The 10,732-nt window shown below is 50.1% G+C and carries 14 protein-coding genes and 6 tRNA genes (1 of these 20 cut by a window edge); 2 read left to right on the forward strand and 18 right to left on the reverse strand.

Annotation, left to right across the window (positions count from 1 at the left end; translation table 11 throughout):
- Window positions 1-155 precede the first annotated feature (155 nt).
- The 8 genes from sleB to HP435_RS19680 all read right to left on the reverse strand — a co-directional run bounded on the left by sleB (window position 156) and on the right by HP435_RS19680 (window position 5,052).
- Window positions 156-803: a spore cortex-lytic enzyme gene (gene sleB / locus HP435_RS19645; protein WP_122964765.1), complete on the reverse strand. Its 648-nt coding sequence runs from the start codon at window positions 801-803 to the stop codon at window positions 156-158.
- A 101-nt stretch (window positions 804-904) separates the two neighbouring features.
- Window positions 905-1,255, reverse strand: coding sequence for a stage V sporulation protein AE (gene spoVAE / locus HP435_RS19650; protein WP_122964764.1), 351 nt, complete (start codon window positions 1,253-1,255; stop codon window positions 905-907).
- Window positions 1,256-1,271: 16 nt separating this feature from the next.
- Window positions 1,272-2,276 (reverse strand): stage V sporulation protein AD, encoded by a 1,005-nt coding sequence (gene spoVAD / locus HP435_RS19655; RefSeq protein ID WP_063230691.1) that lies wholly within the window; start codon window positions 2,274-2,276, stop codon window positions 1,272-1,274.
- Between the two features lie 3 nt (window positions 2,277-2,279).
- A complete protein-coding gene (spoVAC, locus tag HP435_RS19660) occupies window positions 2,280-2,753 on the reverse strand; it encodes a stage V sporulation protein AC (protein WP_063230692.1) in 474 nt (157 codons plus the stop codon).
- 17 nt (window positions 2,754-2,770) lie between these two features.
- Window positions 2,771-3,631 (reverse strand): DUF421 domain-containing protein, encoded by an 861-nt coding sequence (locus tag HP435_RS19665; protein ID WP_122964762.1) that lies wholly within the window; start codon window positions 3,629-3,631, stop codon window positions 2,771-2,773.
- 78 nt (window positions 3,632-3,709) lie between these two features.
- Window positions 3,710-3,916: a DUF1657 domain-containing protein gene (locus HP435_RS19670; RefSeq protein ID WP_063230694.1), complete on the reverse strand. Its 207-nt coding sequence runs from the start codon at window positions 3,914-3,916 to the stop codon at window positions 3,710-3,712.
- A gap of 243 nt (window positions 3,917-4,159) precedes the next feature.
- Complete coding sequence (locus HP435_RS19675; protein ID WP_173599590.1) at window positions 4,160-4,441, reverse strand: hypothetical protein; 282 nt, start codon at window positions 4,439-4,441, stop codon at window positions 4,160-4,162.
- A gap of 2 nt (window positions 4,442-4,443) precedes the next feature.
- Complete coding sequence (locus HP435_RS19680; protein ID WP_173599589.1) at window positions 4,444-5,052, reverse strand: YiiX/YebB-like N1pC/P60 family cysteine hydrolase; 609 nt, start codon at window positions 5,050-5,052, stop codon at window positions 4,444-4,446.
- Window positions 5,053-5,151: 99 nt separating this feature from the next.
- Between HP435_RS19680 and HP435_RS19685 the strand changes: the two genes are divergently transcribed.
- Entirely contained in the window at window positions 5,152-5,475 is a 324-nt protein-coding gene (locus HP435_RS19685) for a DUF3139 domain-containing protein (RefSeq protein ID WP_173599588.1), read from the forward strand.
- An 84-nt stretch (window positions 5,476-5,559) separates the two neighbouring features.
- Here HP435_RS19685 and HP435_RS19690 read toward each other — a convergent pair whose 3' ends face one another.
- The 4 genes from HP435_RS19690 to HP435_RS19705 form a co-directional block, all read right to left on the reverse strand.
- A complete protein-coding gene (locus HP435_RS19690) occupies window positions 5,560-5,760 on the reverse strand; it encodes an alpha/beta-type small acid-soluble spore protein (protein ID WP_063230695.1) in 201 nt (66 codons plus the stop codon).
- 54 nt (window positions 5,761-5,814) lie between these two features.
- Entirely contained in the window at window positions 5,815-6,969 is a 1,155-nt protein-coding gene (locus HP435_RS19695) for an MGDG synthase family glycosyltransferase (protein ID WP_173599587.1), read from the reverse strand.
- Window positions 6,969-7,553 carry a YkoP family protein gene (locus tag HP435_RS19700; RefSeq protein ID WP_122964840.1) on the reverse strand — a complete coding sequence of 195 codons (585 nt, stop codon included), beginning with the start codon at window positions 7,551-7,553 and terminating at the stop codon, window positions 6,969-6,971. Before HP435_RS19700 ends, HP435_RS19695 begins: the two co-directional genes overlap by 1 nt.
- Before the next feature lie 70 nt (window positions 7,554-7,623).
- Complete coding sequence (locus HP435_RS19705; protein ID WP_122964760.1) at window positions 7,624-8,274, reverse strand: TerC family protein; 651 nt, start codon at window positions 8,272-8,274, stop codon at window positions 7,624-7,626.
- Between the two features lie 215 nt (window positions 8,275-8,489).
- Here HP435_RS19705 and HP435_RS19710 point away from each other — a divergent pair, with 215 nt between their 5' ends.
- Complete coding sequence (locus tag HP435_RS19710; RefSeq protein ID WP_122964759.1) at window positions 8,490-9,659, forward strand: sensor histidine kinase; 1,170 nt, start codon at window positions 8,490-8,492, stop codon at window positions 9,657-9,659.
- 435 nt (window positions 9,660-10,094) lie between these two features.
- Here HP435_RS19710 and HP435_RS19715 read toward each other — a convergent pair.
- The 6 genes from HP435_RS19715 to HP435_RS19740 all read right to left on the reverse strand — a co-directional run.
- Window positions 10,095-10,168: transfer RNA gene (locus HP435_RS19715), tRNA-Gly, on the reverse strand.
- A gap of 12 nt (window positions 10,169-10,180) precedes the next feature.
- Window positions 10,181-10,268 (reverse strand) — tRNA-Leu (locus HP435_RS19720).
- A 28-nt stretch (window positions 10,269-10,296) separates the two neighbouring features.
- Window positions 10,297-10,373 (reverse strand) — tRNA-Pro (locus HP435_RS19725).
- Window positions 10,374-10,409: 36 nt separating this feature from the next.
- Window positions 10,410-10,483: transfer RNA gene (locus tag HP435_RS19730), tRNA-Arg, on the reverse strand.
- Window positions 10,484-10,633: 150 nt separating this feature from the next.
- Window positions 10,634-10,709: transfer RNA gene (locus HP435_RS19735), tRNA-Gly, on the reverse strand.
- A gap of 18 nt (window positions 10,710-10,727) precedes the next feature.
- Window positions 10,728-10,732 (reverse strand) — tRNA-Leu (locus HP435_RS19740) (it continues 82 nt past the right edge of the window).

A 10,732-nucleotide genomic window follows, 5' to 3' on the forward strand; every position in this document is an offset into this window, starting at 1 on the left:
AAACATTTCGTGAAAACAAGGGACAATTCTTCCCAATTGCCTGTCCCTTCCCGCCAGGCGCGAACGACGCGCATTGGGGCTTTTCAGGAAAAAAGACTCTTGCTTTCCGCTGGCTGTCGCGGAAAAACAAGAGTCTTTTACGTCGCTTCTCTTCGTCACTTGGCAAAAATGTGCTTGCCGATTTGCACCACTTGCGGACGCGACCAAATCCATTTGGACGTGGCGGTCGCCGGGTTGAAGTAATAGAGGGCACCATTGGTTGGGTCCCAGCCCCGCACTGCTTCCCACGCTGCCCGGTAAGCCGTCTTGTTGGGGCTCAACCAGTACTGTCCATCATCGACTGCGGTAAAAGCGTACGGCTCGAAAATGACGCCCTTGAGCGTATTCGGGAAGTCTTTGGACTGAAGACGATTCAGGGCGACGGCCGCAACCGCTACTTGCCCCTTGAAGCTTTCGCCCCGCGCTTCCGAATAGACGAGCTGAGCGAGCATTTGCATCTCGTTCTGATTGACCGACACTTTTTTCAGTGAACGCCATGTATTTTCACCAGCGATCCCATCGGCTGGCAGACCGTATGCTTTTTGAAACTGGCGCACCGCCTGAGCCGTGTTCGCCCCAAAACTGCCATCCAGCTTGTCCTGATAGTACCCCAATATTTGCAGGCGATACTGCAAGTCCCACACATCCCCGCTCTCGCTGCCGCGCTTTACAAGCGATGCCGCGTAAGATTCGGCAGGGAAGACAAACGCGACGGCAAGCATCGCCGCGAGCAGGGTCGTCAATGTTTTTTTCTGCCATGACATGAACATCCCCTCCTAACGCCACCATTCTACCCGCTGGCGAAAGTAGGTTCAATTCAAGCATTTTGGCAGCAGAGGTAACATCTGACTCGCTTTTGCCGACTTTATCCTTTGGGCCGGAAGATAAGCGCCATCAAAAAGCCAAACACAATGGCAGCGGATATCCCTGCACTGGTCACCTCAAAAATGCCGGTCACAACGCCGATCACCCCATGCTGCTCCGCTTCGGCCATCGCCCCGTGAACGAGCGCGTTGCCAAAGCTCGTAATCGGGACGGTCGCACCTGCTCCCGCGAACTGAACCAGCGGCTCATACAGCCCGAAGCCATCCAGGACGGCACCTGCGACAACGAGGGACGACATCGTATGAGCGGGGGTCAGCTTGACCACATCCATGAGGAATTGCCCGATGACACAGATGATCCCGCCTACGAGAAATGCCCATAAAAACGTCATGCTATCACTCTCCAGGTTACTCGGACTCTATGGCTACTGCGTGCGCGATACACGGGATGCTCTCTCCTTGCTGGTACGAAATAGGCGATAACAGCGCACCTGTGGCAACCAGCAGCATCCGCTTCCATTCGCCTGCCTTCATTCTCCGCAGCAAATGTCCGTAGGTGACCGTCGCAATGCAGCCACATCCGCTCCCGCCCGACCAGACGTTCGGATTGTCGCCGTAGATCAGCTTCCCGCAATCGACGTAGCGTTGCAGCGGAACCATGACATTATGCTTCGGCAGCAATTCCGACAAAATCGCGTGGCCGACTTTTCCCAAGTCACCCGTCACGACCAGATCGTAATAGTCGTGTGGCAACTGAAAGTCACGAAAATGCGATTCGATCGTCGTCAGCGCTGCCGGAGCCATGGCTGCCCCCATGTTGAACGGGTCAGTCATCCCCATGTCTACAACCCGTCCAATCGTCGCCCCTGCAATGTGCAGCCCCTGGCCTTGCTTGCCGACGACTGCTGCTCCCGCTCCGGTAACGGTCCACTGTGCCGTAGGCGGCTTCTGCGAGCCGTACTCTGTCGGGTACCGATACTGCTTCTCCGCCGCTCCATTATGGCTGGAGGTTGCCGCAAGCACGCAATCCGCAGATTGGCTGTCTACCAATTGCGCAGCGAGCGCCAAGCCTTCCATCGCTGTCGAGCAAGCCCCGAAAATCCCGAGAAACGGAATCGCCAACGTCCTTGCGGAAAAGCTTGCCGAGATGATCTGGTTCATCAGATCGCCCGCCAGTAAAAAGTTGATCTGCTCCTTCGTCAGATTCGCCTTTTCGATCGCTTTGGAGCACGCCTCTTCCAGCAGCACTTTCTCCGCCTTCTCCCAGCTCTCCTGTCCTATCATCAAGTCTCCGTGCAGCGTATCAAAATCCTCGGCCAACGGCCCCTGAGCCTCAAATGGCCCGCCGATGGCAGCGTGGCCGAGAATGACCGGCCTGGAAGGAAACACCCACGACTGATGACCCTGGCGCATGTGTCACCCTCCCATCGTAATCAATGTTTTAATCAAGCCGATGACAAATGCGGCAGCAACACCAAACACAATCACAGAACCTGCGAGCTTGAACATGTTTCCCCCTACCCCAAGCACCAATCCTTCGCTGCGGTGCTCAATGGCGGCTGAGGTAATCGAGTTGGCAAATCCGGTCACCGGAACACTGGTGCCCGCCCCGGCCCATTGGGCGATCCGGTCGTACACGCCCAGTCCCGTCAAAAGCGCCGAGAGCAGAATCAGAACCGCGACAGTCGGGTTTCCCGCCGTTTTCTCGGTAAAGTCAAAGTAGCGGATGAACAGCTCGGTAATCCCCTGACCAATCAGGCAGATGACGCCGCCCACGATAAAGGCGCGGAAAAAATTGCGCACGAGAGGTCGCTTCGGCTCATGTCGCATCGCCAACTGCTGATACTCCTGCTGCACGGGGGTTAAATTCTTCTTTTTTTGATCGGCCATTCTTCTCTCACTCCTTTTTACCGTATTAAAAATGGCTTGACCTGGTCGATGATCGTCTGCAATTGTTCGGCGTCGCGCTGATACGTCTGTTTGGCTGTCTCGTTTTTTGTCCCGAGAGCAAACAGCTCCAGATCAGCCTGGCATTTTTTCAGAGTCGCAAAAGTCAGCTTCGTTGCCTGCGGAGCCGGAACCTGTATCTTGTCGTCATACAGATCGAGGTACAGCTCGCCTCCTTTGTCTACCTGGGCGAGAAACACATTTTCCAGCGCCACACCCGCTTTTTGCAGTTGCGTGCGGACCCATCTGCGGTTGTAGCCCGCCGTTGCCAACGGCTCGTCCATGATCACCCCATCCATGATGACGACCTGGCCTTCTTCTGCTGGCGGTACCGTCAGCTCCAACTGTTGAGCCGTCAGAGGCTGGTTTTCCGACTTCAGCAGTACACTCAGTTCCCCGTTTGTCTCCATGAGCGCAAATTCGACGTCTGCCACCCGAAACACATTTTTGATTCGAAGCTGTTCCATTAAGTCTTCTGCCGTCAGCCGCTCCCTTTTCAGGTTGTCCTCCATGATTTTCCCTTCTTTGATCAGCACGGTTGACTTGCCTTCGAACAAGTCGCGCATCACCTTGCTTTTCAGCGATACCCATTCCATTAAAACGGGGAAAATCGCAAACACACCCATGGAAATCAAACTGTGAAAAACAGGCCCATCCATCTCCGTTGCCATGAAGGCTGCAATCGAGCCGATCGTAATCCCGACGATGTATTCAATGAACGTAAGCTGCTTGATTTGCCGCTTGCCAATAATTTTGGTAAGAAGGAACAAGTACGCCAACGCTCCTATGGAACGCAGCAAAATATTTAACCAGTCAGGCATGCTCCACCTCCATCAACCGTTGACCCTTGAAGAAAAGCCAAGAGAGAGAGCGTCTCTCCCTCTTGTTTTGCAGCATGGCTAGAAGCCTTTGTACTGTGGCTCTTCGTTCTCCAACTCGGTAACACGCTGTTGCAAGTTGTCCACAATCGTTTGCGTCTGCGCAGCTGCATCCGTGTACAATTGCTTTGCTTGCTTGTTCTGCGTGCTAAGAGCGAACGACTCCAAATCTGCCTGTGCCCCTTTCAGGCTGGCAAGAGCCTGTTTTACCTGTGCTCCAACTGTCATAGCCAATCACCTCCCAACACATATAGAATCAGCCAGTACCGCGGAAATATGCGGTTAAGTTTGGTTTGTCGGCTGTAAGGTATTTCCAAGGCTAGTATGGCAAAACCCAATTAATAATTTTCAACAAGTTTGGAGTCGACAAGGAAAGGGCAATTACTGTAAAAACTAAAAACGCCCGAATTTTGGGCATTCGGACGCTTGTTGGATTTGCTTAATGACACAGGTCACACAAATCGCTTTCGTTTAGTTTTGCCTGACGAATCCGCCGTATGTCACTAGCCACCAGCCTCCACCAGCATCTATAGCCTTGGTGAAATGTAACGTTCCTTGGTATCCCTGGGCGTCTTCATAGTTGATTTCTTCTGGATAGACACCAAAATATTTGTCTGTTACAGTAACATACTTTGACGCTAATGGCTTGACATTCTCAGTTTGAGTAGTTGTATGATTAGCAGCATAAACACTTGGATTCGCCGCAAGAAAAGTTAAAATTAAAAGAAAACTCAAGAAAATCTTCTTAACCATAATTAGAAATCACCTACTTCCGCAACAATTCTCACATCACTACCATTATCCAAATCATACGGTAAAGAAACCAACATTCGGGATCCTCCAAAATTAATGGTCGATGTATCTAGTTCAACATCAGCACCATAATAAAAGGCATCCCAGACTAATTTGGAACAATAAGTGGACGTTTCATAATCATATAAATCGTCGATGTCATACTCTAAATGCCTGAAATCCTCTACATAGTTCTCTGCCCAGTCTGCTGCATCTGCAGCATCGGACGAATTATAATACCTCACAATTCTGATTCCTTTATCACCGCCTGTCCGATCGTCAAAGAAATCCTGTAAATCTGTGAACTCAGGATTATAACCAAAGCCACGAATTTCAGCAACAGTTTCTGTATCCGTTACAATGGCGGCATGACCAGTAAAACTTGGACTAGAGTTCTTATCTGAAATGAGTATGTCACCTACTCTAATTTTAATTTTAGTATCCGGATAAGTAGGATCATCTGTGCCTAAGGGCGCGACTATGTTTGTTTTTTCAGCAGCAAGTACATTTCCTGAAAGGGAAAAAGCAATAGCTGAAAAAATACTTAAACTCAAAGGCAAAATTCTTTTCAAAGTCCCCACCTCATATGGTAAATTTTAGTTATATACACGAATTATAGAATTTTCATAATAATATGTAAATATATAGTCCAGAATTAAGGAGGAAGTTAAATGAAGAAAGCTATTATATTTTTGTTAATCATTTTATCAATCCCCATTTTATTGAATATAGAGTGGATAATCGGTGGCTATCCATGGGTGAAGACTAACATGGAGCTTGATGTACGAAACCATTTAGCATCAAAGGGCATAAACCTAGAAAATATTCAGGATCTAAAAGCTGGCTATAATCGCAAGTTTGGAACTTACACTACTCGTGTTACTTTCCATGACGATAATAATAATGTTTATTATTACGACTACATAAATCAGGAAATCAATCAAACAGGTGTTTCCACCTCTAATCGTTCGGAAGCTAAATATCTTGAAAAGTAGTGGAGCAAGCATTTTTCGGTCACCTGCTTCCCCATAAAAAAAGGAAAGACACCCGCAGGTGCCTCTCCTCATCCACTTATGCAATTAGCCACGGCCAGCCAATTGTTGTTCAGCGAAAGCAACGAGACGTTTTGTGATCTCGCCACCAACTGAACCGTTTTGACGGGAAGTGGTGTCCGGACCAAGCTGAACGCCGAATTCAGAAGCGATTTCGTACTTCATTTGGTCCAGCGCTTGGTTAGCTTGAGGAACCACCAGATTGTTGCTGGATCTGTTGTTAGCCATCTGTAATCACCTCCTCGTCGTTGGTAGGTTTAATATGCGTGAAGTTTTCCTTGTTCATTCGCGATTTTTGTTTCCAATTTTAGACTCCAGCGAAAAAAGGACGTGTGCGATCTCAACTGCTGCCTCCGGACGCCGCAGCTTGTCCATGTGCGCGGCAAGCTCTCCCATGCGCCCAGAGCCGCGCAAGCCCCGAATGACTTCGCGAATCTCCTGCGGAGAGCGAGCGAGAATCGCCGCTTGCTGCTCTGTAAGAAACGCACTATTGTACTGCTCCTGCCCTGGCAAAGGCTGATGCAAAATGAGCGGCGTCCGCAAAGCGAGCGCCTCCGCACAAGTGATTCCTCCCGGCTTGGTCACATACGCATCTGCCGCCCCGATCCATTGCCACATGCGCTCCTCGTAGCCTTTCACGACAAAACGGTGCCGCTCGCTCCACGGCGAAATCACGGTCTCCAGCCGCTTTTGCAAACTTGCATTTTTGCCCGTGATGACGACAATCTGTAACGGCTCCTCTTCCTCTGCCAATGTGCGAATCACTTCTTCCATCTGGCCGTATCCGCCCTCGCCGCCGCCAATCAGCACCGTAAATCGATCGACGGCAATGCCGAGCTGACTTTTCCAATCCGACTTGGTCTTACTCGCAGCATAATGGAAAGCACGGCGAATCGGGATGCCGCAAACATGCACTTTTTCAGCGGAAATGCGATAGCGATGCGTCAGCCTTTCCGCCATCTGCTCATGCGCTACCATATAAGCGTCAATTTGCGGGTGTATCCAGAAGCGGTTGACATGGAAGTCAGTAGGGACGCTCACCAGTTGAAAAGGCTTGTCCGCCTTTTGCTTGGCATAGGCGAGCGCCGACAGGCAGTAAGCATGTGTCGCCACCACGACGTCCGGCTGCTCCGCACGCAAAACACGCTGGAGCAACCTTGTCGAGAGCCACCAGCCCAGTGGCTTGGATAACGATCTTCCCCACATCTCATCTTGCTCGTACATTTTGTGCCAAACCGGCTTCGCATACCGCAGCATGTTCAGATAAAAAAAACGGGACAGCACCCGCAATCCCGGGCTGGCCGTCTGTAAGCCTCCGATCACCCGCGCAGATTGTGCGCCGTCCATGTTTTGCAATACTTCCTGGATCGCCTCTGCCGCTACTCGATGTCCGCTGCCAGCCCATTCCTCCGTGACCAGCAAAAAGCGCTTGGCCATCAGAAGGCATCCCCTGTCGTCGGCTTGCTCTGGCCGTAACGCTCCAAGAGCAATTCCTTGGACATGTAGACGCGCTTCAACGGCATATCTTGCTTCCACGTCTGCACGCGCTTTTTCCCGTTCGGGTGGACGATTCTGAGCATCAGTCGCAAATACCAGCGCTTGTAGCGGAAAAACCAGCTCATCGGTACGTCGGAAATGGAAAAGCCCAAAGGAGCCACGCCTTTGTGCAGCATGGTTGTGCCGACGATTCCCTTGATTTGCTCCCGTTCCTCCATCGCTTCCAGAAAAGCCGCCAGCCTCGGCAAGGATTGCAAAATATGCCTGCGCAATAACAAGGCTACTTTCAGTTCGTCTTTGACGCCCCTGCAAAGAGTGGCAAAGTAGTAGTTGTGAATATGTATTTTCAAAATCAGATCGCCGTCATGAATGATCCGCTCGTCTGACGTACGCAAAGACTCACCCCGATAACGCAAGGGAACGACCCGAAAAATATTGTTCCCTTTTTCAATATAGGTAAGTCTGGTGCACCGTTGGTAGATTTCATCCCAGTATCCCCATAGCATCAAGAGATTTGTGTTCATATGCAACGGTTCCTTTCCAGCGATGTTTACTTTGTAGTATTCCCCACTACCGCTTCCTTTCATTACCTGGTCAGGCCCTTTTCATCCGCCCCCACAGCATGATCAATGCGGCAGCAATCACAGGAAGCCACATGTGATTCAACATCAGCGGATTGAGCCATTTCCACACGTACGGGTCTTCCAGACACATGTCCACAGCCGTAAACGCCAACACGCCGCCACCGATGATGACCAAACCTGGGAAGCGGTTCATCAGCCGCGCGACCCAGACGCTTCCCCACATCAGCAGCGGGATGCTCATCCCCAGTCCAAGCAAAACCAGCCATATATCGCCATGTGCGGCTCCGCCAACCGCCAAAACATTGTCCAAACTCATTACAAAATCTGCTAATATAATCGTTCTGACCGCTTGGCCGATTGTCTGATTGTGCGCAACCTCTGTTGTCTCGTCGTGGCTGCTCAGCATCAGCTTGCAGGCAATCCAGAGCAGCAGCAACCCTCCGATCGCCTTTACAAGCGGAATGTCCAGCATCCACGTCATCACGCCTGTCAAGCCAATTCGCAATACAACAGCCCCAATCGTTCCATACATGATTGCACGGCTTCGCTCCCGTAAAGGCAAGCCCCGACAGGCCATTCCTATGATGACAGCATTGTCGCTGCTCAGTACCAGATCAATCATGAAAATATGCACCAGACCCAGCCAAAAATGCTCTCCCATCCCTGCCTCCCTGGTCCATGAAATGTTTGTCCATTCTACTTTATGCGACTAGAATCGGACCTATGATTGAATATTTTTCCGAAAAAAGGCGGTTTTCAGCGGATTTTGTCAACAAAAAAATTCCACAAAAAAACATTTTATCGCGAAATCGGGATATTTATACCTTGTCTAATCTTACCTTTTTCCCTTACGATTCTAGTGGGGTGGATAATGAGATGGTGGAGACTGTGACGCTTAACTTATTGCACGTTTCACGGAAAATTTTAGACTTGGCTCCAAGAATTACTACGATATGGATGCAGGAAATTGTTCGCAGTATGGAAATCCCTGTAACAATTCCTCGTGATTTTGCGGAGAAACGAACGGTTCTCTTAGCCCGTTATCTGGTGGAAGACGTAGACCAGGACATGCAGAACTGGGCACTGGATATGGGAGAGTGGCTGCGTTCGCAGGAGTTCCCCTTCTCCTCCATTTTGCGCACGTATCAGTTGTATCGAAACGTATTCTGGCGTGTGCTTCAGCCTGAACTGCAACATTGGTCCCTCTCTCCCCAGGACATGCACTATCTGGAAAAGCAACTGGGCAAAGCGATGGACGAGAGTGTCTTTTGGGCTGTCTATCATTTTGAGCAAATGATCAACAAAGAGCTCGTTCAAAAGGAAGAAACGATTTCTTACCTGCACAACGACAAGCTGACCATGCTGGGGAAAATCGCGGCCAACATGGCTCACGAGCTGCGCAATCCGCTCTGTGCCATTGAAGGCTTTCTCAAACTGATCAGTGAGTCGACGCAGGAGCAGGCACAATTGCAAACGTACATTCAGGTCGTCATGCATGAATTTGAAAACTTGCATCGGCAAATTACCGGCTTTCTCAGCTTTTCCAAAAAACCGATTCTCGATGAAATTTTCAAAACTGTCCAAGTTGAGCAACTGCTCGCTGAAGTAGAAACGCTGATTACTCCGAGACTTTTGGGAGAAAACATACGATTCGAAAAACAAATCCACCCCTGCTCTCTGGCTTGTTATGAGGAAGGCTTGAAACAGGTTGTCGTCAACTTGCTGAACAATGCGATTGACGCCGTGCAAAACCGAACGGACAAGTACGTCCACATTATCGCTACTGCTTCGGATGGCTGGCTTTATTTAAGTGTGGAAAACAACGGTGAAATGATTCCTCCCGACATTGTGGAGGTTCTGTTCCAACCGTTCTTTACAACCAAACAAAACGGGACGGGCATTGGCTTGTCCATCTGTAAAAATATTATTGAGAAGCACAACGGCACCATCCATTGCGACTCCAACGAGAAGCGCACCCGTTTCGTCGTATCGCTTCCGATCGTAACAGTAGAAGAAGCTGTAGAGCCTGTGGAAGCGACCAACTGAATCCTGGTGGGTTAGTATAATAGTCAAGTCAATCGCGCTTCTGTGAACACAAAAAAGCCTCCTGGTCATCAGGAGGCAATGCAAGAGATCCGTTACCTATACGTTCGGTAAGCGACCTTAGCCTTACTGTACACGAAAACATATGTTTCTACCACTGAAACCGTCAGACAGCTTTCGACATCGTTTTTCTGAAGCTTTTACGTTCATAAGCACTAAACCTGCTGCTTCGTTCATTCGTCTCTCGTCGGATGAAAGAAACCCGGACTGATTCTGTTTCTTTTTGTTTTTTATACTTACGCGAATAAAAGACCTCTGGCACGCTGGACTGACGCAGCCACACGAGGTCTTTTTCTGTTGGATCGTTTGCTTGCGGATAGAGACGATGGGAGAATAACGAAAAAAGCAGAAAGCTAAACGGCTCTCTGCTTTTACATATGGAGCGGGTGATGGGAATCGAACCCACGCGACCAGCTTGGAAGGCTGGAGTTCTACCATTGAACTACACCCGCATCGAACGAACTTGGTGCCGAGGACCGGACTTGAACCGGTACGGGAGAAACTCCCGACAGATTTTAAGTCTGTTGCGTCTGCCCATTCCGCCACCCCGGCAGCTTTTCACGAATCGTTAGGCAAATCATGGTCGGGAAGACAGGATTCGAACCTGCGACCCCTTGGTCCCAAGCCAAGTACTCTACCAAGCTGAGCTACTTCCCGACTTTGCTATTTCTCTTCCCTTTTAAGGTAAAGAGGCGTGCCCTGAGAGATTCGAACTCCCGACCTTTTGATTCGTAGTCAAACGCTCTATCCAGCTGAGCTAAGGGCACATGATATGAAGCGGACGACGGGTCTCGCTTCTACTGGCGCTGCTTCGTCGATTTCCTGCCCGACAAGCCAGATCTGAAGTGCCCGTGACACTCTTCATTGATGCTCTTCAAGGGTAAACCCGGAACGGGTGAGAGACCCGAGAACATCTATGGAGCGGACGACGGGTCTCGAACCCGCGACCTTCGCCTTGGCAAGGCGACGCTCTACCAATTGAGCTACGTCCGCATGCTTGATAAGAAAATATGGTG

Origin of the sequence: Brevibacillus sp. HD3.3A (genome assembly GCF_013284375.2) — a bacterium.
In the GTDB taxonomy this organism is placed as follows: domain Bacteria; phylum Bacillota; class Bacilli; order Brevibacillales; family Brevibacillaceae; genus Brevibacillus; species Brevibacillus parabrevis.

Bases quoted from the DNA above. Each gene is read 5' to 3' on its own strand.
- HP435_RS19685 (WP_173599588.1), top strand. From the start codon at position 5,152: ATGAAGAAAGCTATTATATTTTTGTTAATCATTTTATCAATCCCCATT.
- spoVAD (WP_063230691.1), bottom strand. From the start codon at position 2,276: ATGCGCCAGGGTCATCAGTCGTGGGTGTTTCCTTCCAGGCCGGTCATT.
- HP435_RS19695 (WP_173599587.1), bottom strand. From the start codon at position 6,969: ATGGCCAAGCGCTTTTTGCTGGTCACGGAGGAATGGGCTGGCAGCGGA.
- spoVAC (WP_063230692.1), bottom strand. From the start codon at position 2,753: ATGGCCGATCAAAAAAAGAAGAATTTAACCCCCGTGCAGCAGGAGTAT.
- HP435_RS19665 (WP_122964762.1), bottom strand. From the start codon at position 3,631: ATGCCTGACTGGTTAAATATTTTGCTGCGTTCCATAGGAGCGTTGGCG.
- sleB (WP_122964765.1), bottom strand. From the start codon at position 803: ATGTCATGGCAGAAAAAAACATTGACGACCCTGCTCGCGGCGATGCTT.
- HP435_RS19670 (WP_063230694.1), bottom strand. From the start codon at position 3,916: ATGACAGTTGGAGCACAGGTAAAACAGGCTCTTGCCAGCCTGAAAGGG.
- HP435_RS19675 (WP_173599590.1), bottom strand. From the start codon at position 4,441: ATGGTTAAGAAGATTTTCTTGAGTTTTCTTTTAATTTTAACTTTTCTT.
- HP435_RS19700 (WP_122964840.1), bottom strand. From the start codon at position 7,553: ATGAACACAAATCTCTTGATGCTATGGGGATACTGGGATGAAATCTAC.
- spoVAE (WP_122964764.1), bottom strand. From the start codon at position 1,255: ATGACGTTTTTATGGGCATTTCTCGTAGGCGGGATCATCTGTGTCATC.
- HP435_RS19710 (WP_122964759.1), top strand. From the start codon at position 8,490: ATGGTGGAGACTGTGACGCTTAACTTATTGCACGTTTCACGGAAAATT.
- HP435_RS19705 (WP_122964760.1), bottom strand. From the start codon at position 8,274: ATGGGAGAGCATTTTTGGCTGGGTCTGGTGCATATTTTCATGATTGAT.
- HP435_RS19690 (WP_063230695.1), bottom strand. From the start codon at position 5,760: ATGGCTAACAACAGATCCAGCAACAATCTGGTGGTTCCTCAAGCTAAC.